Source organism: Bacillus vallismortis (genome assembly GCF_004116955.1).
Lineage (GTDB): Bacteria > Bacillota > Bacilli > Bacillales > Bacillaceae > Bacillus > Bacillus vallismortis.
Map to the genome: position 1 here is coordinate 3,382,549 of NZ_CP026362.1, position 24,952 is coordinate 3,407,500.

Here is a 24,952-nt window from a genome sequence, read left to right on the forward strand (position 1 = left end):
TCTCCATTCCTAGTTTGATATGGAGATTATACTATTTAATTCCATGTTTGCTAAGGCTTCTCTTCGAATCTCTTCTTTTTCTTCAGGCGATAAGCCTAAAATATCGTTATCTACAACCGGGGATAAAACACAATGGCAATGTACCCGCTCGCCTGCTGACAGTTTAGAATCCCTCGGAAACATGCAAGTCTCACTGCTACCTGGTATCTGGAATTCTTCATCTACTCCAATAACTGTACCATCAAGATCGATGTGATTTTCACGCGGGTTGTTCTTCTTTCCTCCGCTGTGCCGCCATTTCTTTTTCTTTACTGCCGGCGATTGTGCATAAGATTCATGCTGCGCGGCAGAGGAAGCTGCAAGCACTTCAGTTATGGCCGTGGTACGTGCCCGGTCCCTATCAAACTGCGGCATGTCTTTGAGCGTCAGCTCAATGTCCTGTATGGACGAACCGTTCTCAATGGCATCTGTCAGTACGTTTTCCACTGCTTCATGAGTATTCAGCTTCATGATCTTGGCCAACTTTTCAGACCAACCTTTGATCCAATCCGCTGCCCTGGTAGATAAAGCTTCAAATGGGACATCCGGATCCAATGAATCCATGATCACTCCGGCCAGTTCCTCAACGGTCTGCTGCAGAAATCCCTCGGTAAGCTCCTGAAATTCTTCCTCGAAGTCATCTTCTGCAAATAAGTTCTGCGTAAAAAACACCAGAAGAGTTTCCAGCGTCTCTTTTGAGTCTTTACCTATAAAACCATTCAGACCATCTAAAAACTTCTTACGCTGGCGTCTGAGCAATCTGGCGATGCCTTTTTCATATTCTTCGACAAAATCGGGTATCTTAGACAGGCCGGGGAAATCAGGTACGACCTCCACGATCTTCTCTCTCTCATCTTCCTCGGCTTTTTGAATAAAGAGATTTAAACTTTCCAGCAGCTTATCCGTTTTGTTCATCGCTTTAGATCCTCCAGAACATCCCGCATGTCTTTTAGTATGCCGATGACATTAGGAGTGCCGCTTTTAGACTTAAAGAGCGCAGCCAACGGATCAGAAGCGGGCGCCGCGGTATTTTTACCTATCGGCCTGCTGTACTCTTCCTCTGGCCATTCTTCAAGTGTCTTACCAAGAATACGTCCAGCAAGATCACGCAGATCATTCGGTGAGACTGCGCCAGCATTAATAAAAGGAGTCAGAACCTTTGCTATCTCGATAGGATCCCGGAAATCCGGTCCTTTTAACTGCAGCTCGACCTTATGAATTTCAAGATCATTTAAGAATAAAGCGTTCAGCTTACCTGTGATTAATTTTCTTTCCGGCTGAAATACTTGTTCCTCAGTGATCTTTCTGGCCGTGTCAGCTGTCGCCTTGTTATAGTCCTGGGCTTCGCCAGTATAGAGCGGCGGCAACCGGAAGGCAGAGCGGAGCTTGTCCCTGCTCTTTTGGTCATATTCCAGGAATAACGCATCTTGCTGAAGGATTTCAGCCAATGACTTGATTTCAACTTTAACTGGTGTGATTTCCTCATCACCTTCAATGTTTTTCCCCTTGGCTATCCCTTCCGCTTCAAGCAAAAGAAACTTATGAGCGTTTTCCACACCTTCAAGACCGTTCATATAGTCCTGCAGCTGCTTATATGAGTCTTCAGAGAGCATTCCATTTTCAATGGTTATAGCAGCGGGAACGTGCCGGCCCTGTTTGAAGTACATGAAATTCAACTCTTCAGCCTTACGCGCGCCGTATAAATTGACAATGTGGCCAATCCACCGCGGCTTCCCGTATGCTCCGCTCCCTATTTTAAAATGCACAACCTCATTGGCCTGTTTATCAAAAGGAGTTTTGTCGCTATATTCTCCTGTTTCGGAATTCAAGATTCGAGGATCTCCGTATTCTTTGAAAAACACCCTTTTGCCATTGACGATCTGCACATATTTCCGGAAGCGTTTTTGACGCCGGATCTTCTTTAACGTACCTGACTCAAAATAATTGTATGGAACCTCAATAGGTTCTGATAATGAGCAAACTCGGACATATTCAGATGCCATATGTTCAATGCCAGCCGGTTTCCCGCTCCCGTTTCGTATTACTTCGATATATCCATTACCGGTCTTTTCCCGGTCTTCTATGCTAAAACCCAATAATGTTTCAGCTGATTCATCAAAATGAATATACTTAATGAATTCTTCAAGTTGCTGCCACTCTTTATCCGCTGCCGTTTTTTCTGCAGAATCCACTTCATCAGAATTGATATCCTTTGAGTATTTCATCTCGAAGCCGAAGCCCACTATATTGGTCTTGTACGCATCGACACACTGCTGTAAGATCGTCGAATACTCTGCGATGTGTTTAAGCTCTTTAAGGTTATACGGCGGGGGTATGATATTTTCTCCGTACATATCTTCAAATTCATCTTTATAAATCTGTTTTGTTGTTTCAGTAGGCGGAGCAGCTTTAAATACTCGCGCTTTAACTGTAGATTTACTCATTCACTTACCCCCTTTCTCTGCTTCGTGGTCTTGACCGTTTAGGTCTTCCTTTTGATTCTTCTTTCAAATCGGTTACCTCGTAATCATCAAGCGCGTACCATATCGCTGAAAGTGTATGCGGGTCTATGGTGAACTCGTCTTCTATGATATGGCCCAGCTTATCTTTAGCGTAGGTGAGCGGCTTCAGTTCATAGATCGTATTCTCACATCGATCAGAACAAATAATTTTCTTGAACCGCTTGATCTTCTTTGTATATTGAAGGCGGGATCCTTTATATTTGTGGGCGCCCACCATGTTGAATCCTTGCCGTTGAAAATAACGGATCGTTTTGGGCTCCGCTGAGTCCGCCTTTATTAATTCCTTAGTCTCAGTAAATTCACTGAGTTCTTCGGCCGTCTGATCGTCCGTCATTCCATTTTTGTAATACTCCCAATAGATATAAAGGTATTTCTTTTCATGGTCCACAGCGAGCCGGACAACGGCGTTATACGACTCCTCAAAACCAAAGTCCATGCCTACCCGCTTAAGCGGTCGATTAATATTAGCGATTGCTGTCATAACCTCTTCATGTGACCGCTCTTCAAACTGCGGCAGCACACGAACCCCATTCACGCCAAAATGACCTTTCCGCGCAATTCGGTAAAGGTCTGGATCGTATTCTTTCATTTCATCGAGCTGCTTCACATAGCTTTTCGGAAGAAATAAATTATCGTCCGCTGTTGAGTGGTGATAATAGGTGTCGTTAATTACGACAGTCCGCTTTTCGTATAGCTCTTTATCGTCGAGCACAAACCGTTTTTGGCGGTCATCTTTGAAGAAATGTTTATATGTCCAGTTATCTTCTCCGACCGGGTTTGTTGAAAGAATCATATGAAGCGGCAATGTTGGGTGACGCAGACGTCCAAGCAGCTCCTTGAACCCCTCATACTTCACCTCAGAACATTCCTCAATCCATATGAGAGAAACGTTATTGATCGATTTCAGTTTGGCCGGCTTATCCAGCCCTTTAAATATGATCCGACCGCCGTTTGGAAAGCGGATCTGCATTGGTGAAGAAACGCATCTAACAATATGATCGATCTCAAGGTCATTGATAATTTCATCAAAGAGGGAAAAGGTTGAGTCCCTATGCGTGTCGTATACTTCCCTCACGACAAGAACGGTCCGCTTCTCTTCCAGTAATTTAAGAACAATCTTGAGTGCCACATGATAACTCTTCGAGGATCCATAACCGCCGACTAGAAACTGAAACTTTTGATTCCAGTCAAAAAGAAAATCTTCAAAGTGTGGATTTACTTCCTTGTTAATCATTTGCCCTCATCCTTATGCTTACGCTCAATAGTAATGTGAACAGAATTATCGACCGGACGGGCTGTGAGCCTTTCAAGTTCTGCCTGCTTGGTCTCATTTGTAAGATAAATACCACGTAGCTTCAATTCTTGTTCATCCATGGATCGAATCATTTCGTATTTCTGACGGATGGCTTTTAACCGCTTATCAGTGACGCGGGTCATCGCTTCTTCCAAACGAAGAATCTTATCTACACTCGGCTCAGATACCTCTTCAATTTCGGTAACGACAAGGCGCTCATTCATAAGTGCCTGGTGCTTTACTAAACCTGTTTTCTGGTCCTTGGTCGGCACGATGTCTTTTACCTTCCGCAATTGCTGAAGGACGCGGCGTTGCGTTTCATTCAAGCCGTTTTCTATTTTGCTTATTCTCTGCATCATCCGCCGCTCCCGAAGGTTCAGCTCCCTTATTGTTAGATCAATTTGATAGAGCGGGTCTGTTTCGATCTGGCCAAACAGCTCTTTTTCTGTATCATCCATGAAATCAAATAAGATTGATTCATACTCACCAGTTCGCACAGAGTTTTTATTTCCTTTTGGAGCTGCGCCGCCTCTATTCCCTTTGGCGTTTTGATTGCCAGGCGGCGCTTTTCCCCCCTTATTCCCTTTGGCGTTCTTACTTCCTTTTGGAGCACCAGGGCGTTTAGTAACGTTACCATTGGGTTTATCATTTTGTTTAGTAACGTTACCATTCAATTTTTCTTCCCAATGATCTTGGTTTTTCCACTTACGAATAAGTGACGGGGAGCAACTGAGCTCCTCAGCTATATCTTTTAGTAAGCGGGTTCCGCCGCTTTCTTCCCACAGACGAAACGCTTCATCTCGTTTAGGATCTCGTGGTCTCGGCATTACATCTCACCCACCTCCGGACCTCATAATTAAGTTTGAGTTTGTTTTTAAATTTCTTCGTGTTTAAGCAGATATATTTCAAGCTCGACAAGCTTTTTCAGATCATCAACAGTGCTGAGCTTTATATGGCCATCTTTGAAGTCTCTGACCCATTGTGCTATGCCTGCCTGTGTGATTTTCCGATAATTTTGGATTGATTTATTAAGACCTTCTGCAAGTTCCGCTTGGTGCAGGAGAAGGAGATTTTCTTTTTCATCATCAGAAAGGGAACATACGTTTCTGTTTTCTATTGCCATCCTCCCTGTCCTCCAGTACAATATGAGATTAGAGCGTGATGTTTCCACAACGCGGCCGCGTCTTGATCACGCTCTTTGACAGGGAGTTTCTCTCTGTTTAGAAAAGGAGGGTGTTGTCAGCACCCTCTTTTTTTATCTTTTTGGATATGGTTTGCTTAAAGGCAAGATTTTCTTTCGAATCTTTTTATTTAATGGCATTAGGTATTTGTGTTTTCCAGTAGTGATATATTTCTGTGCGTTTGGATCAATATTTTTTCTAATCCAATCTATCCTTTGACTGCCCTTGCCGTATTTCGAATGTATGGATTTAGGATGTGTCTTTTTCCCATTGATAATAAAATAATGTTCACCATCGGTTTTACCTGCATAAATCCAGTTAGTGGCTTGATAAATACCGCCATGGTGATGTTGTTCTGTGTCAGCATAGCTGACTATCAATTCAATATTTGGCGATTGCTCCTTTAAAAACTTTATTGATTTAGCCAGAATTTCTGAAACAAATGACTTATGTTTGGTCAAAGCCACTCTTGTTAACTCACAACATTCTTTTTGAGTTAAGCCGTAAGGAGAACCAATTCTGCTATTTGCTCCCCTACTAAAAATCACAACACCGATAAATTTCCCATCTTCCCATGCACCTATTTTCACTAACTTACCAGCTGGCAAGCTTTTGCTGTAATGAAAATTTTCACAGGCGAATTTAGCAGCTTCATGAGTTGCCCAAGCAATTTTTAGGTCTGTCAATCTCTTTCAAACTCCTCTCCACAGTGTGGACAAATAACCAATTTTGAACTTAAAACTCCCAAGTCTCCCTGATCTTCTTCAGATCCTTCTTCAAAATTAGGAATCTCTATATCTCCCAACATACGTTTTAGATCAACATCGCTAAAACCAGTTAACGCTAAATCTATTTCACCTTCATTACTCAACTCTTCTAACAGAACCGATAGTTTATCCTCATCCCAATTACCACTAATCTTGTTTAATGCAACGTTGAGAGCCTTTTCTTTATTCTCATCTAAAGAAACAACGGAGACAGTAATTTCTTTTGGACTTTCCTCCATTAGAATCTTGTATCGTTGGTGACCCCCAACAAGGTTGCCGGTCTTTTCATTCCAGATAAGTGGATCAATGTATCCGAATTGTTCTATGGATTTTTTCAGGGCATTGTATTCCGGATCGCCTGGCTGAAGATCAATACGAGGGTTGTATGCAGCGGGGTTAATCTTTTCTACAGGTATTGTTCTAATATTCATGCTGTATCGCCTCCAATAAAAAAACACCTTATTCAGTAAGGTGTTTGGTGCTTTTTTATACTCTTCTTCTAAAATATCTTTTCTCCGGCATTTCATCTAAACACTCTTGTAATAATCTTTTATAACTGCTTATCTTTCTTAGTCTCCCAAACTCCTCATTGGATAGGAGACACCATCCTAATAGTGCAGCAAGAAAAAGTAACAATATTGCTAAAGGAGCCATATCAAAGCTCCATCCTAACTTTTCTAAATTATTCAGGGCAAAATTTATTGTACTCCCTATAACCAAAGACGAAATTGCAAAAAGAGCCGTGATTAAATAACCTATTGTTTTTCTAATTTCGAACTGATCTTCAAGCCTTCCTATGAATAATTGTATTTGCTTCTTATCATGCCGCTTTTTGATTTCTTTTTTGAATTCAATTTGTTCGGATAAGCTTTTGTTATGTATACCTTTTTTAACTTGTTCCAAATATGCGAGGACGCTCTTAATCTCACCAAACTCATTTATTTCTCTACTTTTACTCATAAAAAATCACCTCCTAGTCTATATCGGAGGTGATTTCTCAAAATTTAGGAACTAAAGAGACAGCGCTTATTTGATGTAAAATTCGTCAGTATAGAATGTGCCTTCTGTTTTGATGTGATTTCCTTTGGAATCATAGCGCTCTACTTCAACTTTAACGCGATATGTGCCTTTTTTGTTGTCGAACATCTCCTTGATGCCCCAATCATCATAATCCTTCTGATCGGGCTTAAGTGGGTTTGGAGAATTCGAGTTAAGAGTCCTCCACTTCCCGCTCTCTTTCCGCTGAGGAATAAGGTTAGGACCTGCAATATAGTCATTGTCATTTTTGACTGCAACTCTAACGATCTTGTCCTCTCCTAAAATGTGATTCTGTTTTGTTGGATTGGCGCTTACTCCCTTTAATGAAGCCATTCCGATTTCCTCCCTTATTTTGTTTTTGTGCTCCTATCCCTCTCCAAAGCACCGGGCATCCATACTCCCGATACATGATGGCTGTTCCCATCATTTCACTTTCTCCGGATCCGGCCGCCTACACGTCTGAAGGTGTCACGTCTCGTTCCCATGATTTCTTCCCAATCCCTTCTCGTCAAAGGTTCATCTGCCTTTGTTGAGGGACTTAACACTTTTTTTAGCTGCTGTTTCGTGTCAGCAGATAAAACGTCTCTCATCTTCATCTTTTATTTCTCCTTGCCGAATAAGCACCGCCTTACGCTATTCGCTTTTATTTATTTGTGGCCCGCCGATTTCCCCCAGGAGGTAAGCAAAGAAAATGGAGAGCCGGTTTAAGACTTTCCTTGCAAGCGGGATCTCACCGCTTGCGTTCCCCGTGACTATCGCGCGCAATGCTGCATAGACTCCAGTCGCTCCTCCTGTGAAGCTAACGACCTTCATAGTCATTCGATACATCCGGGTGCACACTTGATAAAGGAAAGGTGCGTCTCCTGGTTTGGCCATAAAAAAACGGCCACTAATCAGCTGTACAAATTTCCATGTACAAAAGATCAGCGTCCGTAGGTATCTCCTTTTTGGACTGTTATTCACGTTCGTTTTCTTCTTGTCTCTATCGTATGACAAAACGCTATCGAAAAAAGTACCCATTTTATCCCCTATTTTGTCGGCTTTTTATCGGGTATTTGTCGGTAATTTTAGAAATACAGATACTAAAAAAAGAGCAAACCATTTAGGCTTGCTCTTTTACATCAATCCCACCATTTTGTAGAAACACTTGTTGCTGGGTTTGTTAATTTCTCAAGGTGTAACTCCGCTTTTTTATTATCTCCATCAACAAAACTACGCACATTGAATATTACTTCATATGTTCCTTTTTGGTTAGATAAAGTAAAGCGAGAAACTGTATCATTAAAAGTTGGATCCTCTTCTACAAGTTTATACATCCATGTGATACCAGGGCCAATATATGGCTGAGATATCTGAATTCCAAGGTCTCCTCCACCTGAATAGAATGTTTTTGATTGAATCTTAAATGTTGAAGATCCTAAATAATCCCACTCACCGGCTCCTAGAAGAGAAAATAAGCTTACGTCATCTGATATTTTTCTAATCTTAGGTTGTACGCTAGATTCATCGTTAACTCCATCTTCTGGACCATCTTTCGCTACAACTGGATCAATTACGTCAGATCGCCCATCTTCCGAACCAATTTTATCGCCAATAGGATCAATTTTATACTCTTCCGCTTTAGCCTCGCCAACACCGACAATAGACATGAAGAACCCTGCAACTATAGCACTTACAAAAAATACTTTTTTCACTTTCCCTTATCCCCCACACAAATTATTTTATTTTTTCAATTGATTTAACAGGTACTTCTGGCGGATTCAAATACAGGTCAATCCTTTGAACAGTCACAAAGACGACAGAAAAAATCAGTGAACAAACAAACGTTAATAATAGTATTTTCCAAAGTTTTAAGTCTTTCATCATCTCTCCCTCTTTTCTTATTGGTAATATTCTACCTATTCCAATAATAGGACCAATAGGTAAATAGTTCAAGTGGGGATAAGGGGTTATTTGTTAAAAACTTTTGAACATGAAATTCAAAAAAATAAACAGAACAATTATCGTCACAACAATAATTGCTTCTCTTGTAAGATTCTTGTCATCTTCTTGTTGCTGCTTCTTTTTCTTAATCTCTTCTCTATATTTTCTCTGAACCTCTTTCTTTTTATCATCCATTATTCATTCTCCTCTGAGTCCATTTTCTTTTTGATCATTTGCACCCCTCCTTTCAGTTATTGCAATTTTATCGTGCAACAAATAAGTTCACCAGTGAAAAAAGCCTTGCCTATAATGTGTTACTAACCCTTCTTACTTGGCTGCGACCCCATTTGATGAATTTAAACATAAAAACAGCCCTCAGATTATTCCGAGCGCTGTCGCGATGTTGTATATAGCTTGTCTTTTCACCTGATAGAACTTATCTCTTTTAAGACCCAGCTCAATCATGATTTCAAGATCCTTTATTTTCTCCGGAGACAAATATTTCTTTTCTATGATCCTATATTCATCTTGATCAAGGCAGTTCTTTAGCGCCCTGTCCATCTGCTTGACCTTCAGCTCATTATATTCGGTGTTTTTACGAAGCTGCGGAAATAAACCAATGACTCCCTTTTCCTTTTGTTCTTTCCTATTCTCCGCTTGAATTTTTAAAGATCTGTATGTCTTAAGCTCTTTAATAACAGTGTTTCTTACTTCTTTTTCATTTACATCCGGAAGAAATGACAATTGTTTAATTACTTGCATAGATTCTCTCCTTTTTAAATTAAAATAGACATCTGATATCAGTATTAACTGATTTCAAATGTCCTTAGTTTCACTTATTTTTATATAAATCGTATATTTTGAATGCCTTTTCAACTGTATCATGGAAGCCTGGAACACATTCATCTTCTCTTAATTCATATATTTTATCTTTTTCAATCCACTTTATTTCAGAATGTATTTCTTTATTATAACTAAGTTCATCTTCTTGATTTAATATTTCAGCAACAAATAAAATGCCAGGCACAACCCTCTTTTCTGACGTTATCCGTATATTATATGTTTTTACTGGTAATGGTTCTTCTTCTAAAAAACCCAAATCAGCATTAAAGTCATTTTTATAATTTAACTCTAAACATGTTTTAACAGATTGATTCATAGTTAGTTGACCACAACCAAATTCCCACAATCCCGCCAACCTTTTTTTACTTTCTGAACGTTTTGCTATGAATACTCTATTTTTGTTATCCAAACAGACAGCTGCACAGTGTATTTCAGCTAACCTTTCTCTAGGAACTTTATACTTTACCCCAATCTTTTTATTTACCTTTTTGACCTTACTAATTTTTTCGATTATATTTTCCAAATCTTTTGTTTTATTTAAATCTGCTATTATTTTTCCAATTTTATTAATATCCTGATGTTTTTCCTCGATTACATTCCTTACCAGTAGCGATTCAATATGTTCATCATAATCATAATCATCTTTACTCCAACTATCACCAAACCAAATAATAGGATAGCGTCGATTATTCCATATTCCTTTTAAAGTTTCATAGGAAACTATTTTATATGAATCATCAATTACCACCCTGTCTTCTCTTTCAAATGATTCAATTTCTCCCTTTTTCCTATTCAAAATATAGGCCAGATCCGCACTAATAAGCACTTTTGATTTTTGGGCAAACTTGGATAATCTAAAACCTAAGTCAATATCTGGTCCTAAGAAGTCAACCTGTGAGCCATCTAACCATTCAGGATTGTTACCTACAAAAAAAACAATGTTTTTAGCGGTAGTTTCATTTTTATTCGGCTCATTGGGTTGTTGATAAATCACATCAGCCAACCAAATAGTACTTTTAATAAATATTATCTGTTTCGCATAAGGATAGTCCTTGTATAACTGTTGAATTACATCTTTTATTACTTTACTAACTATTGGAGCACATTTATATATCTGATCAAACTCTGTTACTTTTAAGTATAACAGCACTTCATCTCCAATATACTTCCAAAGCTTTATTTCCTCTCCATATTTATTCTGAAGTAATGTTTCTATTAATTCATAAAACCTTTTAAAAACCTGTTGCCATTCCTTAGTTGTTTTAAATATGGTGGAGTTGACTAAATCAAACGAAAAGAACAAATACACTCCATTGTATTGACTATTATTAAGATCTTCCTTCACGTCAGGTCCTACTTGAGATAGTGCATCTTTAACTAACTGTGCAGATACAGGTCTTCTTTCCACTACTTAATCACCCCAACTAAAAATACCAAGCCATCTTCCTCTTAAGGTTGCAGCTTCTTCTGAAACATCGAATTCACTAGCTATATTTGTAATATTGAATAATCCATCAACTAAATTAGCTCGAGCTACTTCTTTAAATTCATGTTCTGGCATGAGGATCGCAGCAGCAAATTCATTAGCTTCATACTCTTCTGTGCTGTGCCCTAGTCTATAGTAGACAGAATCCCTGTAATCACCAACCGACTTCCAAAGATTGTCATCAATTAAATAACCCATATGTAAAAAAAGATGGCCAAGTTCATGTGCAATTGAAAATCTCCTTCTATTAAATGGACTGTTTGGAGAAATTTGAATTATGAAATTGTCCTCATGTTTTGAAATCATAGCCTCTAACTTATCATCATCAAATTCTTCATAGATAAGAGTGCCTCCTAACATTTCAGGAACTTTTTCAATTTCCACAGGAATCTGCAAATCCAATGCATTTTTTATTGAGTTTGCAATATCATTTATAGCCTTTCTTTTTTTCGAGTCCAAATTTAACACCTACTTTAATAAGATCAAAAAAGTTCCAATATTATATACAAAATTACAACTAATATTGTTATCGTGCTACTAACACTAAAAAATTTATTTTTCCTTTTTATAAGAGTTCCAATTGAAATAACTTGTGTTGCTAAGTCATATGAATAGTTATCATTATAGGAAATATCCAAACCGTATCTTTCGTTTAGGCTTTTAATAAGAGACTGTTGGTTTAAGTTTTCTACATTCTTATAAAACATTAAGTTATTAAGATAATTTTGATTCATGCAGTTACAGTTGTTTTTAAATTTTACTCCTTTAGATGGCTTAAATGAGTAAAGATTAATTAATAGGTTTATTATCAGTATTATTAAACAAGTTTTTAACCCTAAAGACATCTTTCCATGTAACTGTTGAACATATTCCGTCGCACCAAATAATAAAGCTCCATTAAAAGTTAATAAGCCAGCATTTTTTGCTTCTGAAAACTTTAACCATTCGTTAAAGTCTTGGTAAAGTTCTTTGAGATAAATAATATCATTACTTCTTGGCAAGTTAACATCTCCTCCATGAATAAAGAATACCTTTACATTCCGGAAAGTCAATTACCTATCCTAAAAATTCACAAAAAAATTAACTCAAGGATAAAATAACATTTTCACGGTTTATATCCATAATCAAAATGAATTCTTGTATATTTATTGCCAGTCGTATGCACGTTTGTAATGCCGTACTCAGGTGTATCTGCTAAATATGCGCAGCCATCATTGCCGTCAAGAATAACCAGTTTTATTTTGTTTCGTTCAATTAAGTCTCCAACGGAAAGTTGGTGTAAGTTTTCAAGTTCAATAGGTCGGTTCATTTTTCAGCACTCCCCGTGTTATAATTAATTGTCGAGATTAACTAAACCGGGGCCTTGTGCTGCGGTTTTTTATATATCCTCTTCCTCCTCGCCCTCTTCTTCTTCCCAAGCCATCTCAAAAGCAGATTCTAAAAATTCCAATCGCTTTTCAAGTTCTTCATCTGTCATCTTAGAAAGATCCGGTCCGTGCTGGGACCATCCTGAAATCTTCCGTAAGACGTTTTATAAGATACTCTCTCCTTGAGGCCACCAATAACCCTCCATCCATTTTTAAGCCGCTGGAGCAGCTCGTATTTTCTCAAAGGCTCATAGAGGTGGACTGCTCGTCCATCCTCCATGCGAAACAGCAAATACCAACGCCGCTGCCTTTTAACCATTAAGCCGCTCCGTGTTCACCCTCATCCTGGTTGTCTTCCTCTTTTTCATCTGAGGAGGATGGATCAGCTTCATTGTTTTGATCTAGAGGAACAGGGGGCGCTTCTTTTTCCAAAGGTTCCGCTTCTGCAGCTTGATCTTGTTTCCAATCCCACCAAGCTTCAGCAATTGGAGCAATTTCTTTTCTGTACTCGTTAATGAGGTCTATAGTGGCACTTGGAGACATTCCAAGCTCATCTGCAAGCCTGCGGTATGATTCCCCTTCAATACGGCGTTTTGCAATTTCATCAATATTTTCAGGAAAACCATCACGAACTGGAGGCGTACCTTCAGTGATGAAAGAATCAACAATTTCTCGATCTATCTCCATTGGTTTTTCTTCAATTCTTGGTTTTTCTTCGGGGAGCCCTAACTCTGCCTCAAGTTGTTCCGGTTCAGGATCCGCGACATTAACAATTCCTCTTTGATCAACCGTGTAATTTGTAATTGGTTTCTCAGTTTTCGCATTTATTTCTAAGACATATTGAACTGTTTCTGATTCCAGCTGAGCTTGTACTTCCTTATCAATCATTTCAGAAAGGCGTGAAATCCTAGATCCACCTAATTCTTTTGTGCTGACCTCCAAAACGATTTCAGTAATACCTTTAGGCTTCATATTCACCTTTTTAACGAGAGATTTTAGATTAATGAAAGACATAACTGCTCCTCCTCTTGTGATAGTGGCTTCACCTGTATTTCGATTCTTGGATTTTGGCTATAATACTTACTGACATGAAGGTCTACAATTTGGCTGTCATCATGCCAGATGACTTTATTTAGTCCGTCCTTAATGCCCTTTATATAGTTATCAACATCTGGCTTTTTGCTCGGCCTTAATAGCCCTTGTTCTGCTTCTGCAACTTTTTTCTTACTGAAGCTTTTCAGAGTGGATTTATAAACCCTTACTGACAATTCAAGTGGTCCTTCTAGCAATTTAGATGGCCGATAATCTGAAGCAGCCAGCTTTACATATTGCTTAAAGTCTCTTGATTTCTTTGGATCATATAGCCTGGTCATCCCATTAACCGTGGTGGCTCTCGGTCTCCCTTGGGCTACTGGCTCACCGTAAACTGTAAAACTAATCAATGCTGTTACCTCCCGTCAGCTGATTCCAGCTGCTCTATTTCAGTCATTATTAAATCCGCGTTCATGATTATGAATGTTAAGGAGCGGAGCGTGCCGAGCATCAATCTCCCTCCTCGAAGGACATTTCACGGCCAAACTTGCATTTAACGTTAATATGTAGCCGCTCCAGTTCCGGCAAAGACAGTTCATACAGCTGTTGCCCGTCCTCCGATTCATACTGGCCATACTTGATAAGCTCATTCGTTAAAAATTCCCGCCGCTCGTCTGTGGCAGTCTGTGTTATATCTGAAGGCATAATATGTGCTCCTTTCTTTTAAGCGAGCTTCTCTTCCATTTGTCTATCAAGGTTTAAGAATCGGCCGTACTCTTTAATAAAGGCAGCCATGACAGTGCCAACCGAGCCGTTTCTTTGTTTTGCAAAAATGATCTCCACTATGTTTTTTAGGTCGCTTTGCTTATCGTAATAGTCATCCCTATAGAGAAAACTAACGATATCGGCATCTTGTTCAATGCTGCCTGAATCTCGAAGATCAGACATCATCGGCCGCTTATCTTGTCGCTGCTCAACACCGCGAGAAAGTTGAGAAAGCAGAATGATTGGAATATTGAATGTCCGGGCTATGTTCTTCAATTCGCCTGTTATGCTTGCGACCTCTAAGTTTTTCGTTTCGAATTTTCCAATAGGTCGGATTAATTGAAGATAATCAATCACAACCAAATGCTTTTGATCCGGGTGTTCCTTTGTGGTCTTCCGAATGGCAGAACGAATATCAGCCACTGACTGTGACGGTTTGTCGTGAATATAGATGTCTAGTTTTTCATATTCACCGATGGCCCGATTCGCGTTTTCATAGTCTTTTTCACTGAAATACTTGTGCGGGTTTCTCCATTTTGTACCTTCGATTGAACCTAAATTGCTGAGCATCCGGTTAACAAGTTGACGGTCGGACATCTCCAAAGAAAAAACATCCACAACTCCACCTTTTAACGCCGCATTCTGGGCCAAATTTAGAGCGAAAGCTGTTTTTCCCATGGAAGGCCGGGCAGCTACGATAATTAAGTCGCTATCCTGCCAGCCTCCGGTCATAGCGTCTAGATCAGCTAGCCCAGTTTCCACTCCTGTTATTTCGCCTTTCTCTTGATACATGTCGTTGTATATTTCAGTTAAAACATCCATCTTGGTGCGATTATTTTTAATTCCAATCTCCTGCAGCTCCACGGTCTTCTGATAGACTTGCAAAATACCCTCATCGCTTGGGTTGTTTGCAAAATCAAGCGCTGTTTTTTGCATATCTCGAAGTTTAAAAGCTTCATAGATTAATGTTTGATAGGTTTCAAAATTAATAACAGAAGGAACCGCACTTGCTAGATCTACAAGATAAGAGGTACCACCGATCGCTTCGACTGTATCCCCTAACTCTGTAACTACTGTCACCATTTCAACAGGCTGTCCGGAGGAATCAACATCACGCATAGCCTTAAAAATCCGTTTATGCCGCTCATCTGCAAAATGCTTTGGCTCCAAAGTGGTTTCCTTAATCAGCTCTCCTTCAACAAGGATACAGCCCAACAGGCTCTCTTCTGCTTCAAGGTTTTTTAGCATGTTTTGCATTTCGTTCCCACTCTTTCTGTTGCTCTAAAAATTCATTTTTCTCTGGTTGTTTGACGCTAATCTCCGCAATTGTTGGAGGGAATGGTTTATTTGCAATATGCTCATTTATCTTTGTTTTTGCGGCTTCGAACGGCATTTTTTGAAGATGGTCCATCCACAATTCAATTCGCTCTTTCCCAACATCGCCGCTTAAATCAAAACGCGGATATGCTGCGGAAAGCCGCAACAATAATTTCATTGCTTCTGCTTTTTCCAAAGTAATCACCTTCCTAATTCACCTTAATGCCGTTCTCTCTAGCATAATCCTCGAGAGCAGCAAAGCTTTTTTCTTGTATCGATCCTCGCGGCCTAAATTCCGAGACATTAGAAGGCTGTTTTTCGCTTTGTTTAGCAACCCATCTATCACGAATAATTAGTTCACAGTAAGAAAAAGAATTTATCTTGTCTCCTGGATATTTAGGTTTATATTGATCAAAAATTTCATCTATCCAAGTCAAAACATCGTCGATAGGTATCTCTGCCTCTATGACTCTTTTGATTGCCGCTGTATCTACAGCAGATAAAAATAGAGAGCCTTTTCTCGAAGTGAATTTTTCTTCGATTTTTTGGAAAGAAGTCGAGCCCTCGTCCTTCTGTTGAGGTGCTTTTGGCTTTTCTTTAGCCTTATTTTCATATGTAGGCTCTTCAGCAGCACCTTGGAATTTTGAATAATTTAATACAGTCCAAAGCATTCCGTATTCAGTTTCCTCTGCAGTAATCATTCCTTTTGCCTGAAGCCTTTCAGCTGCAGCTTTGACTGCGGCTCTTGTGAATTTTGTTAAACCTCTGCCCTTTTTAATCGCTAAGTCATCACATAGTTTTGAATATGAGCGGATATACTGGCCTTTTTTTAACTCATAATCATTAATCTTCATACCGTCCTGAAACGCAGCTTTGGCAATTAAGAAAGTGAACAACCTAAAGCCGACATTATCTGTAAAGATCTCATGATCGACCATTGACTTATATAGCCTCACCCATCCAGCCAAGGGCCTCGCCTCCTTTCCATCGCTATTTCTTTCTGCAGATAGCTTTTAAACCTTTGATTGTCACAAGAGTAAGATTGGGTTCATATTTTCGAAAATACGTTGAAACGTACATTAGTAGAGTGTCCTTACGCATATCTGGGGCCACTGTCTTGGCCAATGACACATAACAATAAGGGTAAGGAACCGCAATTAAGTCATTGTCAGTCATGGTATATAAACAACCTTTCCAGTCAATTTCATGATGTCTTCTTTAAAAAGCTCCTCGTCGCTGTTTGATTCAGAAAGATGCAGCAGCCAAATTTCCTGAACCCTGCTCAAGTCATTTGCCTTCAAAAACTCTTTTACGTTTTCTAAACTGAAATGCGACTGTAAGAGTCGTCTTTTCATAAATAGCGGTGTACGGCCGCTTTCGATGTTTTCGTTCAGTATTTCATTCGAGTAATTGCATTCCACCATAATGTGAGTGAGTCCTGGAAACTTATATTTGATGTAATAGGTATCAGTGGCAAACAGAAGCTTGTCACCATCCTCATTAGCCAACAGAAAGCCATACGGCTCCGCCACATCGTGCTGCACGTCAAAGGGCATAATAGACCAAGAACCAACTTTAAACGGCTGTTTAGCGCGCACAGGCTTTATTCTGTGATGAGAAATGCCAATTGCTCCGGCCGTCCCAGGAGACATGTAACAATCAATGCCGGCTTTCAGAACATCCTTAATTGCTTTGCAGTGATCCCCATGCTCATGAGAAACAAGGCAGCCAGCGAATTGAGACATTTTGTACTGAAACCCCTTCTGCATTTGTTTAAAGTTGATGCCGCATTCCAAAAGAAGCGGGGTCTTACCATCGGTAACCCGATAGCAATTCCCCTTACTGCTCGATGACAGGGCTGTAATTTCAATCAAAAATCTGGCCCGTCCGATTCAAAGACTGAGGGCTTCTCATCTTTTTTTGTTGGTTGGGGCTCCAGCTGTTCTGTTTGTGGATCCGGAATTGGTTCGATATCGATAACCTCTGCATTCGCTTTTTCATTTACCTCACGGCGCACCCGTTCTTCAGCTGGTATATCATCGTTAGCCTGCTCCTCTTCCTCTGTGTATAGATTCCCTAAGTTATTAGGGAAAGCTTCACGCAGGGCATTTACTATTGCTGTTTTTCGAATCATATTTAAGGGCATTGTCTTCCACGTGGATTGTCCTTTGCTGAATTCATCCAGGCTTATACGCACTGAAATTGGTTGCTTCCTATCCGCACGGTAAACGTCAGCCCATCCTCCAATTAGATTATCCTTAGGAAGCTTGATTGCACCCTCTATTTCAACCATATCTCCTTCACGCTCAACGATAATCCCAGCTTTAAACCCTTCAAACTGCTCGTTATTCTCTGCACGCTTCATAAATGCTTCTTTACCAACAATCATTTGAGCCGGTGAGCCTTTAAATTTCACAAGGTAAGCTTCATTTAAAAACGGATTGAGTTTTTGATACTTGCAAAGATTTATAAACATTGCTGCTTCTTGATCAGTTACATCGGAGTTTCCACGAACCAAAAAATTCTTTACTGTTTTTCCTGTAAGCTTCACGGATTCACCGTTTACTGAAAACTCAACGGGCTTAGTCATTAATTCATTTTGTTCACTCATTTGAATCCTCCTCGTCTTCGTACACAAATTTCACTTTTTTTCCTTTATGCTCAATCAAGAAATCTTCAAGCAGATCAGCAAAGTCGGAGGGTCCTACTAAATCTCTTTCTAAAATCGCGTCTTCTGGACATTCAGAAAGCGGACCCACATGCATGATTTCTTTGCCATTTATAAGCAAGGTTTCACGGCGTAGATCTTCCCAACCTTTACTCCTAACAACTGTTACTGTGACAATTTCACTCATGCACTTACCTCACAATCTACTGGAATGAGCGAGCTATCATCTAATTCAATCCGCAGCTGTTTATCTTTCTCGGAAACAATCAGGCTGAGGATCTGTGAATTTGTGTTGATCAATTTCGTCACTGCTTCAGAGTTATCAACGAAAATAGGAGCAGTGATTCCGTAGTAATCATTAAGCGTGTTAATGATGTCCAGTCCAACATTAATGCGTGCAGCATTATTTAAGCCGGACGAATAAGGCACACCTCCAAAAAGGGTTTCACACGTCTCCTCAAGTCCTCCATTGATCTGGTCTTTGAAGAGCTTGAAGCGAGCATATTTAAACTTGCTGTTTATCTTCTCTTCAAGGAGATTCACTTTAGTGCGAACAAATTCCTCAGTCAAAAAGAGTTGTTGTTGCAGCTGTTCATATTGTTCTGCTAACTCTTTTTGTTCTTGCTCAAGCTGTCTTACCCGATCATTAACATGCTTTGCGTGATCAATTTTCGCTTGATCTTTTTGAAGCAGTAAAATCTCTTGTTTTTTACTGTTGATATCATCCTTAATCAATTGCACGGCTTGATCCGTGGAAGATTCTAATTCCTGAATGTCCTTCTGGATGGTCTCGATTTCAGCTTGTTTATTTTGATAAATTGGATCCGCTGAAATATCTGATCTATTGCTTTGCTCGCCCTCTAATTCTTTTTCAAGTGATAATAAAGTCTCTTCTTCACTCTTATAGGCATCCTGCAAATTAGATATTGCAGCTTCTAATTCCTGAATAGCATCCTCAGACTTTTCTTTTTGACTCTTAAACGACTTGCCTTTTTCATTGATTTCAGCTAAAGCTTGGCTTTTATGAAAATTGAATTTTTCAATGGCTTGATCAATTTTTTCTTTCGGTAATTCTTGGCCGCATGTAGGGCATTCAGTTTGATGTTGATCAAACGTCTCCTCATTCTTGTCGCACCAACTCTGGCGCAGCGACTCGATTTCCGTATTTAATCGATCCAAATTGTCTTTTTTAAGTGATAACTGCCGCTGATTCGACTTAATCTCCATTGAAATTTCATCAATCTTGCTTTTCACAGGGTATAGCTGCTCTTTAATCTCATTGATCTTTTTGTATTCTTTTTCCTGATGATCATTTTTGATTTCCTGAAGATCATTCTGCAGCTGGAGAATTACTTTCCTCTTCTCAAAAATAGCTTCACCATTACGAGCTGAACGAAGTTTCTCCTCCAATGACTCAACTTCTTTTTGAAGAAAATTTATCTCGTCATGTAATTCTTGTTCATCTAGACCAGATGTATCTTCGACTGTGCGCTGGATTTCATCGATTCTTACCGGTATTGCATCGAGCTGTTTATTTATTTCACGCTGTTTTCCCGCGATCACCTTTCTATGCTCTTCAAGCGACCGTTTCTTTAAGATGCTTTCCAGGGCAGCCACAGAAGGGTTTTTACTGAATACTTCCTCGGCTGTTACATCGCCGCTAATCTCAAGTAGAATCTTCCGTCTGTCTTGCCATTTCAATTGCTCATTGAAGAATGATGGAGAAGTAATGAGTTTAAATTTGTCTTCTGCAATAATTGAGCTGACTCGATCATTAAACTCTTTTTTCTTTGATGGCACTTCGTTAATAAAATAGTCAGTGGTATGTCCAGAGAATACGGCTTCGGCACTACTCCGCTTTCTTGTCCACTTCTCGGAGTACACCTTTTTCAGAGACAATTCAGCTCCATCGATCAAAAACAATCCGCTGACTTCATGATTCAGTCCGCTAATAGGCTTGTTTTCTTTTGTGAGGGTTTTAATCTGAAAATCCTTTTTGTTTTGGCTGTCCTTATCAAATAAGAGCCAAATAAAAGCATCAAACAAAGTTGTTTTTCCTGTTGCATTATCACCGTAGACCTTGACGTTCTCGCCTCGAGTATCAAGAGTAAACTGTCTAACTCCCTTAAAATTGCGAAGTTCTAATTTGAGCAGTTTAATTTCCTTCTTCATTTCGCTTCACTTCCTTTCTCTTTAGACTTGAGAGAAAGATATTCATTTCGTGCCTCAGCTGTTGGGAAGTGAAAACATGCATTCCCCTTAATATCAAAGGAAATTGATCCACCTACAGTGGCAAGATTAATCTGATCGCGTCGTTGATCGCTAAACGGCTCAGTGTAAAAAAATTCATTCATTTGTCAAAGACCTCCAAAGATTTGATTTTTGGAAGGTGATACAGTACACTATCAATACCAAAGTTTGTAACACCTTCTACGGCTCGCTCTGCAAAGCGAGCTTTTTTCATTTCACTTTTTGAAGTAGTTCCTGAACACTATCAGGAATTTTGTGTTCACATTTGCTGCAATAAATTTTGTAAGATCGTTCTTCGACCTTTCCGCAATTAGGGCACTCCCTTGGCAGAATAACCAGGTAAAACACCGAAAATCCTCCTTTCTGATGCTTGTACGCATCGTCAGACCAGAGAGAGGTGGCAGTAAGTTAAAAGGGGGAATGGATGGATAAAAAAGTTCTCCCCCTGGCCTGACGACAAGAACAAGCTTGCCGTGCTCATAAAAGAGCGCTATAATACTTCCGTAACGTTTTATTTGCTTAAGCAGTGAGTGTAGGAGCTTGCTGCTTTTTTATATTTTCAATAGCCTTCTTCGCCTCGGCATTCACCAGAAGAATCTGTGCTGGATTCCTCTTTACTTCCCGACAATGACTCACAACCTCAGAAGCTTTCATTAAACGGCTTGCAGATAATACAAATTTCATTCAAATCATCCCCTCTAACTTTTTTTCGAAAAAATCTTTTGACGGAATAACTTCAACAATGCGATCGAAGTCTCGCTTGGATTTTATGTAGTGATCTAGTTGTTTTACAGATTTGCGAAGTTCATTAACCGTTTCATTCGCCTTTTTCATATCTCCGTTAGCAACAGCTTTGATCAAGAGCTTTGAGTATTCCTCTATAAAAATTTGTTCTCGCCTTGCTGAATTAAAGTGTTTTTTCAAAACCTTGTCCTCAAGAAGCACCTTTGATTAACCCCCTCGTTAAAAGCTTCATTTTATGCTTGCCCCACATCTTCACCCATGAAATCGAGTATTCCTTACAGAGAACAACGATTAGTTGAGTTAAAGCTGTTATGACGTCTAAACATTCCTGAATCGATTTCTCAATCATTTTTGTATCTGACAATGTTTTGGGATTGACTGAAATATGTTCGACTGAATTTTGTAGGGCGTCCATGGCTTCTGTCATTTGTATCTTGGATTGAACAAGAAGATTCACCCTATGCAAATCCGCTGTTTCCCCATCCAAGATTAAAGGTCCCCAGCCTGTATAATCAGAAGCAGCTTCAAGGGCAGCCCGTGGATCATTATGTTTCTCAGCAAAATACTGGGCCACCTCCGGCTGAACTTTGTGGCGGCCGCATTCCTGATGAGATACAGATTCACGTGAAAGAAATAATTCATCGTCCATAGATAACTGCTGTTGTGTAAGTTCCGCCTCTTTACGAGCGCTTTTTAGTGCTTTCGGTGCTCTACCAAATTTCACTTTAAACCTCTCCTTTTTCTACCAAAATTTTCGTTTTCAATTGGTAAACTTTAGTTAGAAGCGGTTATGCTAACTCTTTCATGCTGTTTTGTTCCTGCTGTTTGATCCACTCATTAAGAGAATCAACACGAAAGAAAATTTTCTTTCTAACTTTGAAATGAGGAATCTGACCATTTCTAACCATGATATAAATTGTTTCCTTGTGAACCCCCAAAAAGTCTGCGGCTTCTTGAGGGGTTAAAGCTGTTCGTTTCAATGTAAATACCTCCATTTAAGCAGAATCTTGATTACGCAACCTGTGGTTTACATCCTGTTCAAAAAAAATAGTCCAATCAAGACCTAATACCGGAGCAAGTTTCATAGCTACAGAAGGTGATGGTTGTCTCTCACCTCTCTCAATCAAACCATAGTATTGACTGGTGATTCCAGCCTTAGAAAGATCAACAACTTGTTTTTGACTAAGGTTCCGGTCTTTTCTAGCTTTAATTAAATACTGAGTAAGAGCAGATGTCTTTTTCAAATCATCACCTCCTTTTTGTAAACTGTTTGTTTCTACGCTGTTAATAATAAAAGAAACCTGTAGTTTCTGTCAATACTTTTATGAAACTTTTTGTTTCCTTTTGTTTACGAAACTAATTGTTTCTATATAATAATTGTCAAAGGCAAATAAAGTGAGGAACCTACTATGTTTGGAGAACGTTTAAAAAAATGCCGTACCTCCAAAGGATATAGCCAGCAACAGATGGCGGATTTCTTAGGAATTACGAGACAAGGATATGGGAAGTATGAGATCGGTAAGGCTGAACCTGATTTAAAGACCCTTACTAAATTAAGCAATATATTAGGAGTTTCAACTGACTTTCTTCTAAAAGGCACACATGCACAATTTGATCTCGATGAAATTTTAAATGATCCCGAGACCTTAATTGCTGGTCGTGATGGTACGATTTCGAAAGAGCAAGCTAAAGAGCTCCTGTATTATCTTTTGAAAAAAGAGTTCGACCAACAATAGCAGCTATTCTTTATTCTTAATTCTTTAATTCTTCTTCTGGTAAAACATTTGTTAAACATTTGTTTAATAAAAAGAAACCTAAGTGTTAAATAAAACTTTTTGCATCCCCTAAAAACATAGATATATCAAGGGTTTATGACTGATGCACACTGTAAAACAAACTGTTTAACATTAATTGAGTTAAATGAAAGATAAAGAAAACTTAACTGGAGTAAAAAGGGGAACTTAAATTGTTTAAAAAATTGGGGACTTTACTATTAATCACTTCACTGATATTGCTAGCAGCATGCAAAAATAGTGAAGAGTCTTCTACATCATCAGTAGACACAAACAATACAACTGATACCAACACATCAGAAAGCCAAGGCATCTCTACTAATGGACCTGAAAAAGTTGGGGATGTATATGAAATTGAGAGCGGTACAGCGAAAGTAATGGCCATCAGCAATAAAGAAGCCACTGCGAAAACTGGCCCGATGCAAGTAACTGTAAAAAAAGTAATTGCCGCTGTGGCCAACGAACAAACACCTTATATTGAGGTTCAACTTGAAGCGGAAAATACATCAGATAAAGTAGTTTATTTCGGCCTAGATGATGCAAAGTTAGCAACAAGCACTGGGGTACAAATCGATGAGGCATCTACTAGCGAAAATGAAAAGTTTCTTGGAGAGTATGTGGGGAAAGTAAACGATAGTGGATCCGTATTTTTTATTTTTGAAAACGAAGAGGATATAAAAGATTTAGATTCAATTCGACTGAGAATCGCTCTTCCGGTTGGTGAGGACGCAAATGCTTTAGGTGACGATCTTGATTTAAAAATTAACTTAGAGCATTAAAAACAAGCCCTGTTTTGGGCTTTTCTTTAGAAAATAAAACCGAACATAAGTTTGCATTTCGTTAGTAGGAGGCTTTACCTTGTATCATTTATCACTTCTAGAGGAAAGAATACAAACAATTTACACCGGCATCGGTATTACAGAGCCTGGTTCACGGGACTTGGAACTAATTGCAGATAGGTTAAAAATAATAGTCCATTACAAAAATCGTTCATCTGTAGCAGTAAAACTGCTGGGAATGGCTTGCATTATTCTTGATTCACGATTATCCAAAAAAAAGCAATGGGAAGATTTTTCCCATGAACTGTGCCATCACATAAATCATGTGGGTGTTCAATACAAATTACCCCCACTTTTTAGAGAATTACAGGAGAATCAAGCAAATGCATTTATGTATCACTTTGCTGTACCTAGCTTTATGCTGAAAAACATTAAATTACCGGCAACCAAGCGGGAATCTATAAGTCTCATATCTGATCTTTTTCAGGTTACTTATCCTTTTGCGGAAAAAAGATTGGATATGTACTTCCGTAAGTTATTCAGCTTTAAGTACCAATCATTTATGATTCAAAAGAATAAAGAAAGGGAGAAAATTTTATATGCCAACAATTGAAAAAAGAGGCGAAAAGTCATTTCGATTAGTTGTTGATATCGGTACAAAGAGCAAGCGTAAAAGAAAGGTCAAAACAATTAGAATAGAGGATCCGGCTTTATTAAAAACCACTAAAAAGCTGCGCAATTACTTGGAGAGTGAATGGTATAAATTCAAAACAGAAGTTGAAGCCGGCGCTTATATCACACCACACAAACGAACATTCAATATGTTCATAGAGGACTGGGAGAAAAAATACGCCCTGGATCATCTCGATGATAAAACTCGTGAAACTTATGAGTATATTATGGGGAAAGAAATACAACCCTATTTTGGAGACATGTACTTAGACGAGATTCAGCCGATTCACATATTAAATTTCTTAGAAGAATATCAACGGGAAAATGATGTCTCAACGTCAAGCATTCATGCAAGATATCGAATCATTAGAGATATCTTAGGAAGAGCAGCTGAGTGGAAAATTATAAAAGAAAACCCTGCTGAAAACGTAAAGCGGCCAAAACAAAAATACAATGAATATGAAATTTATAC

The 24,952-nt window shown here is 39.1% G+C and carries 37 protein-coding genes (1 of these 37 cut by a window edge); 4 read left to right on the forward strand and 33 right to left on the reverse strand.

What is annotated here, in order from left to right; all coding sequences use genetic code 11:
• Positions 1-9 precede the first annotated feature (9 nt).
• The 33 genes from BV11031_RS17785 to BV11031_RS17945 all read right to left on the reverse strand — a co-directional run bounded on the left by BV11031_RS17785 (position 10) and on the right by BV11031_RS17945 (position 22,480).
• A complete protein-coding gene (locus BV11031_RS17785; RefSeq protein ID WP_010330136.1) occupies positions 10-954 on the reverse strand; it encodes a phage head morphogenesis protein in 945 nt (314 codons plus the stop codon).
• Positions 951-2,483, reverse strand: coding sequence for a phage portal protein (locus BV11031_RS17790; RefSeq protein WP_010330137.1), 1,533 nt, complete (start codon positions 2,481-2,483; stop codon positions 951-953). The genes BV11031_RS17785 and BV11031_RS17790 overlap by 4 nt, the downstream gene beginning before the upstream one ends.
• Positions 2,484-2,487: 4 nt before the next feature.
• Positions 2,488-3,795 (reverse strand): PBSX family phage terminase large subunit, encoded by a 1,308-nt coding sequence (locus BV11031_RS17795; RefSeq protein ID WP_010330138.1) that lies wholly within the window; start codon positions 3,793-3,795, stop codon positions 2,488-2,490.
• Entirely contained in the window at positions 3,792-4,682 is an 891-nt protein-coding gene (gene terS, locus BV11031_RS17800; RefSeq protein ID WP_010330139.1) for a phage terminase small subunit, read from the reverse strand. Before terS ends, BV11031_RS17795 begins: the two co-directional genes overlap by 4 nt.
• A gap of 47 nt (positions 4,683-4,729) precedes the next feature.
• Complete coding sequence (locus BV11031_RS17805; protein WP_010330140.1) at positions 4,730-4,978, reverse strand: hypothetical protein; 249 nt, start codon at positions 4,976-4,978, stop codon at positions 4,730-4,732.
• 132 nt (positions 4,979-5,110) lie between these two features.
• Positions 5,111-5,722 carry a Mom family adenine methylcarbamoylation protein gene (locus BV11031_RS17810; RefSeq protein ID WP_010330141.1) on the reverse strand — a complete coding sequence of 204 codons (612 nt, stop codon included), beginning with the start codon at positions 5,720-5,722 and terminating at the stop codon, positions 5,111-5,113.
• Entirely contained in the window at positions 5,719-6,234 is a 516-nt protein-coding gene (locus BV11031_RS17815) for a ParB N-terminal domain-containing protein (RefSeq protein ID WP_010330142.1), read from the reverse strand. Before BV11031_RS17815 ends, BV11031_RS17810 begins: the two co-directional genes overlap by 4 nt.
• 55 nt (positions 6,235-6,289) lie before the next feature.
• On the reverse strand, positions 6,290-6,763 hold the full coding sequence (locus BV11031_RS17820) for a hypothetical protein (RefSeq protein ID WP_010330143.1): 474 nt from the start codon (positions 6,761-6,763) through the stop codon (positions 6,290-6,292).
• Positions 6,764-6,829: 66 nt separating this feature from the next.
• A complete protein-coding gene (locus BV11031_RS17825; RefSeq protein ID WP_010330144.1) occupies positions 6,830-7,174 on the reverse strand; it encodes a hypothetical protein in 345 nt (114 codons plus the stop codon).
• A 95-nt stretch (positions 7,175-7,269) separates the two neighbouring features.
• Positions 7,270-7,437: a hypothetical protein gene (locus BV11031_RS22695; RefSeq protein WP_010330145.1), complete on the reverse strand. Its 168-nt coding sequence runs from the start codon at positions 7,435-7,437 to the stop codon at positions 7,270-7,272.
• A 525-nt stretch (positions 7,438-7,962) separates the two neighbouring features.
• Positions 7,963-8,535 carry a hypothetical protein gene (locus BV11031_RS17835; protein ID WP_010330147.1) on the reverse strand — a complete coding sequence of 191 codons (573 nt, stop codon included), beginning with the start codon at positions 8,533-8,535 and terminating at the stop codon, positions 7,963-7,965.
• Positions 8,536-8,797: 262 nt separating this feature from the next.
• A complete protein-coding gene (locus BV11031_RS17840) occupies positions 8,798-8,959 on the reverse strand; it encodes a hypothetical protein (RefSeq protein WP_010330148.1) in 162 nt (53 codons plus the stop codon).
• Positions 8,960-9,139: 180 nt separating this feature from the next.
• Positions 9,140-9,526 (reverse strand): ArpU family phage packaging/lysis transcriptional regulator, encoded by a 387-nt coding sequence (locus BV11031_RS17845; protein ID WP_010330149.1) that lies wholly within the window; start codon positions 9,524-9,526, stop codon positions 9,140-9,142.
• Positions 9,527-9,596: 70 nt separating this feature from the next.
• Positions 9,597-11,015, reverse strand: a complete 1,419-nt coding sequence (locus BV11031_RS17850) for an NUDIX hydrolase (protein WP_129550795.1) — start codon at positions 11,013-11,015, stop codon at positions 9,597-9,599.
• A 3-nt stretch (positions 11,016-11,018) separates the two neighbouring features.
• Positions 11,019-11,552 (reverse strand): ImmA/IrrE family metallo-endopeptidase, encoded by a 534-nt coding sequence (locus BV11031_RS17855; RefSeq protein WP_010330152.1) that lies wholly within the window; start codon positions 11,550-11,552, stop codon positions 11,019-11,021.
• A gap of 23 nt (positions 11,553-11,575) precedes the next feature.
• Positions 11,576-12,094, reverse strand: coding sequence for a Pycsar system effector family protein (locus tag BV11031_RS17860; RefSeq protein WP_010330153.1), 519 nt, complete (start codon positions 12,092-12,094; stop codon positions 11,576-11,578).
• Between the two features lie 104 nt (positions 12,095-12,198).
• Positions 12,199-12,402, reverse strand: coding sequence for an XtrA/YqaO family protein (locus BV11031_RS17865; RefSeq protein ID WP_010330154.1), 204 nt, complete (start codon positions 12,400-12,402; stop codon positions 12,199-12,201).
• Positions 12,403-12,778: 376 nt separating this feature from the next.
• On the reverse strand, positions 12,779-13,474 hold the full coding sequence (locus BV11031_RS17875; protein WP_010330156.1) for a hypothetical protein: 696 nt from the start codon (positions 13,472-13,474) through the stop codon (positions 12,779-12,781).
• Positions 13,456-13,902, reverse strand: a complete 447-nt coding sequence (locus tag BV11031_RS17880) for a RusA family crossover junction endodeoxyribonuclease (protein WP_010330157.1) — start codon at positions 13,900-13,902, stop codon at positions 13,456-13,458. The genes BV11031_RS17875 and BV11031_RS17880 overlap by 19 nt, the downstream gene beginning before the upstream one ends.
• A 100-nt stretch (positions 13,903-14,002) precedes the next feature.
• Positions 14,003-14,197, reverse strand: a complete 195-nt coding sequence (locus BV11031_RS17885; protein ID WP_010330158.1) for a Fur-regulated basic protein FbpA — start codon at positions 14,195-14,197, stop codon at positions 14,003-14,005.
• 18 nt (positions 14,198-14,215) lie between these two features.
• Positions 14,216-15,514, reverse strand: a complete 1,299-nt coding sequence (gene dnaB / locus BV11031_RS17890; protein WP_010330159.1) for a replicative DNA helicase — start codon at positions 15,512-15,514, stop codon at positions 14,216-14,218.
• Complete coding sequence (locus BV11031_RS17895) at positions 15,489-15,770, reverse strand: replicative helicase loader/inhibitor (protein WP_010330160.1); 282 nt, start codon at positions 15,768-15,770, stop codon at positions 15,489-15,491. Before BV11031_RS17895 ends, dnaB begins: the two co-directional genes overlap by 26 nt.
• 13 nt (positions 15,771-15,783) lie before the next feature.
• Positions 15,784-16,542, reverse strand: a complete 759-nt coding sequence (locus BV11031_RS17900) for a hypothetical protein (protein WP_010330161.1) — start codon at positions 16,540-16,542, stop codon at positions 15,784-15,786.
• A 204-nt stretch (positions 16,543-16,746) separates the two neighbouring features.
• Positions 16,747-17,448: an MBL fold metallo-hydrolase gene (locus BV11031_RS17905; protein WP_010330162.1), complete on the reverse strand. Its 702-nt coding sequence runs from the start codon at positions 17,446-17,448 to the stop codon at positions 16,747-16,749.
• Positions 17,445-18,185: a phage recombination protein Bet gene (gene bet, locus BV11031_RS17910; RefSeq protein WP_010330163.1), complete on the reverse strand. Its 741-nt coding sequence runs from the start codon at positions 18,183-18,185 to the stop codon at positions 17,445-17,447. The genes BV11031_RS17905 and bet overlap by 4 nt, the downstream gene beginning before the upstream one ends.
• Positions 18,178-18,429 carry a hypothetical protein gene (locus BV11031_RS17915; protein ID WP_010330164.1) on the reverse strand — a complete coding sequence of 84 codons (252 nt, stop codon included), beginning with the start codon at positions 18,427-18,429 and terminating at the stop codon, positions 18,178-18,180. The genes bet and BV11031_RS17915 overlap by 8 nt, the downstream gene beginning before the upstream one ends.
• Complete coding sequence (locus BV11031_RS17920; protein WP_129550796.1) at positions 18,426-20,414, reverse strand: AAA family ATPase; 1,989 nt, start codon at positions 20,412-20,414, stop codon at positions 18,426-18,428. The genes BV11031_RS17915 and BV11031_RS17920 overlap by 4 nt, the downstream gene beginning before the upstream one ends.
• Positions 20,411-20,596 carry a hypothetical protein gene (locus BV11031_RS17925; RefSeq protein ID WP_010330165.1) on the reverse strand — a complete coding sequence of 62 codons (186 nt, stop codon included), beginning with the start codon at positions 20,594-20,596 and terminating at the stop codon, positions 20,411-20,413. The genes BV11031_RS17920 and BV11031_RS17925 overlap by 4 nt, the downstream gene beginning before the upstream one ends.
• 415 nt (positions 20,597-21,011) lie before the next feature.
• Positions 21,012-21,176, reverse strand: a complete 165-nt coding sequence (locus BV11031_RS22700) for a hypothetical protein (protein ID WP_164998438.1) — start codon at positions 21,174-21,176, stop codon at positions 21,012-21,014.
• Positions 21,177-21,437: a hypothetical protein gene (locus tag BV11031_RS17930; protein WP_010330167.1), complete on the reverse strand. Its 261-nt coding sequence runs from the start codon at positions 21,435-21,437 to the stop codon at positions 21,177-21,179. It lies immediately after the preceding gene.
• Positions 21,427-21,960, reverse strand: a complete 534-nt coding sequence (locus tag BV11031_RS17935) for a helix-turn-helix domain-containing protein (protein ID WP_010330168.1) — start codon at positions 21,958-21,960, stop codon at positions 21,427-21,429. The genes BV11031_RS17930 and BV11031_RS17935 overlap by 11 nt, the downstream gene beginning before the upstream one ends.
• Before the next feature lie 64 nt (positions 21,961-22,024).
• Positions 22,025-22,216 (reverse strand): helix-turn-helix domain-containing protein, encoded by a 192-nt coding sequence (locus BV11031_RS17940; RefSeq protein ID WP_010330169.1) that lies wholly within the window; start codon positions 22,214-22,216, stop codon positions 22,025-22,027.
• A gap of 15 nt (positions 22,217-22,231) precedes the next feature.
• The gene (locus BV11031_RS17945) at positions 22,232-22,480 is read right to left on the reverse strand and encodes a helix-turn-helix transcriptional regulator (protein ID WP_010330170.1); all 249 of its coding nucleotides are present in this window, start codon (positions 22,478-22,480) and stop codon (positions 22,232-22,234) included.
• A gap of 165 nt (positions 22,481-22,645) precedes the next feature.
• Here BV11031_RS17945 and BV11031_RS17950 point away from each other — a divergent pair, with 165 nt between their 5' ends.
• From BV11031_RS17950 to BV11031_RS17965, 4 genes are all read left to right on the forward strand, one after another.
• On the forward strand, positions 22,646-22,972 hold the full coding sequence (locus tag BV11031_RS17950; RefSeq protein ID WP_129550797.1) for a helix-turn-helix domain-containing protein: 327 nt from the start codon (positions 22,646-22,648) through the stop codon (positions 22,970-22,972).
• Between the two features lie 230 nt (positions 22,973-23,202).
• On the forward strand, positions 23,203-23,808 hold the full coding sequence (locus BV11031_RS17955; RefSeq protein WP_010330172.1) for a hypothetical protein: 606 nt from the start codon (positions 23,203-23,205) through the stop codon (positions 23,806-23,808).
• Between the two features lie 79 nt (positions 23,809-23,887).
• On the forward strand, positions 23,888-24,421 hold the full coding sequence (locus tag BV11031_RS17960; protein WP_010330173.1) for an ImmA/IrrE family metallo-endopeptidase: 534 nt from the start codon (positions 23,888-23,890) through the stop codon (positions 24,419-24,421).
• Positions 24,408-24,952, forward strand: partial view of a tyrosine-type recombinase/integrase gene (locus BV11031_RS17965; RefSeq protein ID WP_010330174.1) — the start only. 640 nt of this gene lie beyond the right edge of the window; the window shows 545 of its 1,185 coding nt (coding positions 1-545); the start codon lies at positions 24,408-24,410; the stop codon falls past the right edge of the window. Before BV11031_RS17960 ends, BV11031_RS17965 begins: the two co-directional genes overlap by 14 nt.

Excerpts from the sequence above, each read along its gene's own strand:
- BV11031_RS17845 (WP_010330149.1), bottom strand. The coding sequence starts at position 9,526 with ATGCAAGTAATTAAACAATTGTCATTTCTTCCGGATGTAAATGAAAAA.
- BV11031_RS17815 (WP_010330142.1), bottom strand. The coding sequence starts at position 6,234 with ATGAATATTAGAACAATACCTGTAGAAAAGATTAACCCCGCTGCATAC.
- BV11031_RS17865 (WP_010330154.1), bottom strand. The coding sequence starts at position 12,402 with ATGAACCGACCTATTGAACTTGAAAACTTACACCAACTTTCCGTTGGA.
- bet (WP_010330163.1), bottom strand. The coding sequence starts at position 18,185 with ATGAGTGAACAAAATGAATTAATGACTAAGCCCGTTGAGTTTTCAGTA.
- BV11031_RS17840 (WP_010330148.1), bottom strand. The coding sequence starts at position 8,959 with ATGGATGATAAAAAGAAAGAGGTTCAGAGAAAATATAGAGAAGAGATT.
- BV11031_RS17795 (WP_010330138.1), bottom strand. The coding sequence starts at position 3,795 with ATGATTAACAAGGAAGTAAATCCACACTTTGAAGATTTTCTTTTTGAC.
- BV11031_RS17790 (WP_010330137.1), bottom strand. The coding sequence starts at position 2,483 with ATGAGTAAATCTACAGTTAAAGCGCGAGTATTTAAAGCTGCTCCGCCT.
- terS (WP_010330139.1), bottom strand. The coding sequence starts at position 4,682 with ATGCCGAGACCACGAGATCCTAAACGAGATGAAGCGTTTCGTCTGTGG.
- BV11031_RS17925 (WP_010330165.1), bottom strand. The coding sequence starts at position 20,596 with ATGAATGAATTTTTTTACACTGAGCCGTTTAGCGATCAACGACGCGAT.
- BV11031_RS17875 (WP_010330156.1), bottom strand. The coding sequence starts at position 13,474 with ATGTCTTTCATTAATCTAAAATCTCTCGTTAAAAAGGTGAATATGAAG.
- BV11031_RS17820 (WP_010330143.1), bottom strand. The coding sequence starts at position 6,763 with ATGAGTAAAAGTAGAGAAATAAATGAGTTTGGTGAGATTAAGAGCGTC.
- BV11031_RS17825 (WP_010330144.1), bottom strand. The coding sequence starts at position 7,174 with ATGGCTTCATTAAAGGGAGTAAGCGCCAATCCAACAAAACAGAATCAC.
- BV11031_RS17885 (WP_010330158.1), bottom strand. The coding sequence starts at position 14,197 with ATGCCTTCAGATATAACACAGACTGCCACAGACGAGCGGCGGGAATTT.
- BV11031_RS22695 (WP_010330145.1), bottom strand. The coding sequence starts at position 7,437 with ATGAAGATGAGAGACGTTTTATCTGCTGACACGAAACAGCAGCTAAAA.
- BV11031_RS17915 (WP_010330164.1), bottom strand. The coding sequence starts at position 18,429 with ATGAGTGAAATTGTCACAGTAACAGTTGTTAGGAGTAAAGGTTGGGAA.
- BV11031_RS17950 (WP_129550797.1), top strand. The coding sequence starts at position 22,646 with ATGTTTGGAGAACGTTTAAAAAAATGCCGTACCTCCAAAGGATATAGC.
- BV11031_RS22700 (WP_164998438.1), bottom strand. The coding sequence starts at position 21,176 with ATGAAATTTGTATTATCTGCAAGCCGTTTAATGAAAGCTTCTGAGGTT.
- BV11031_RS17785 (WP_010330136.1), bottom strand. The coding sequence starts at position 954 with ATGAACAAAACGGATAAGCTGCTGGAAAGTTTAAATCTCTTTATTCAA.
- BV11031_RS17920 (WP_129550796.1), bottom strand. The coding sequence starts at position 20,414 with ATGAAGAAGGAAATTAAACTGCTCAAATTAGAACTTCGCAATTTTAAG.
- BV11031_RS17805 (WP_010330140.1), bottom strand. The coding sequence starts at position 4,978 with ATGGCAATAGAAAACAGAAACGTATGTTCCCTTTCTGATGATGAAAAA.
- dnaB (WP_010330159.1), bottom strand. The coding sequence starts at position 15,514 with ATGCAAAACATGCTAAAAAACCTTGAAGCAGAAGAGAGCCTGTTGGGC.